Source organism: Legionella stuttgartensis (assembly GCF_977063405.2).
On the sequence record NZ_CDRUHA020000094.1, the window covers coordinates 1 to 1,062 of the forward strand.

Below are 1,062 nucleotides of genomic sequence, written 5' to 3' on the forward strand. Positions count from 1 at the left end.
GAATATGGATTTACGGTATCTGAGTTAGTAGACCTTGCTGACAGAGCCAACAGCTCTAGTAAAATTGAAGCGTTACGCGCTATTGGGCAGTTTCCTATTTTTAATAACTACAAACCCTTAGACATCGCGCTACGTCAAAAGATATTAACGATTTTAAAGGGATCCAATGCAAAAACGTGCGCAGGATTTAAGCACTCAGAAAAACAATGGCAACAATCTTTAGCACAGTTTGCACAAAAGTCATCCAGCCAGAAAAGAAAACATGGCCCCTGCGAACCCAATACGGTCTTACCAAAAACAAAGAAAGCAAAAGTTAATCCTTCTAAGAAGCTCAAATTTCAAAATGGCAGTGAAGTAAGTTCAGGAGCCTCGATTCGCGAAGAAGGCCGTGGGCCCACTAAAAAATATTTTGTTAAAAATCAAGATGGCACTGAAACCCAGGTGTTTACTCAAAAAACGCTTAGCATGAGGAAGTACCGCTTAAGAAATAAAATGTTGAATCAACGAATCCTAGAAGAGCTGACTGTTGATAGTCTAGGTGATATCGATAAAGGTAGCGCATTGCCATGTTCTAGCAACACATTGGGAATAGATGATGCCTCTATGCCAGCACCTATTGAGTCAATGAGTTTTCAGCAGGAAAAAGAAGTACTATCGATACCAGACCAGGAAAATAAAGAGGAGCAAGAACACTTAGAACTGGTCCCAGAAACAAAAGCTGTACATGAACGGTTAGAGTTCTTAACAGAGACAACTAGAGAATTGCAAGCGTCATACTTCTTTACTCAACCTCATCATTATAGCTTCTTTCCACCTTCCATTCAAAGCGGTTCTCTTCGTTTAGCTGAAGAACCGAGACAAGAAGAAATTAGACCTTCTATGCCAACACTCCCTCCTCTATTAGATGCTCTAACCCTTCCTCAACAATATTATTTAGCTGATCAAGAAAAAGAGGAGGAAGAGGAAGAAGAAGATTGTTATGATACTGCTGCTAAGATTATTTTAGGACTTTAATAAATGCGGCTTCGTTGCAGGGGAGGTAGCCGCAAACCTCAGAATTTT

1 protein-coding gene is annotated in these 1,062 nt (G+C 40.1%); it reads left to right on the forward strand.

Going from position 1 to position 1,062, the window contains the following annotated elements:
- The coding region (locus tag ACWTEW_RS32270) for a hypothetical protein (protein ID WP_454783631.1) at positions 1-1,014 on the forward strand (1,014 nt) is incomplete at its 5' end.
- Positions 1,015-1,062: the final 48 nt, after the last annotated feature.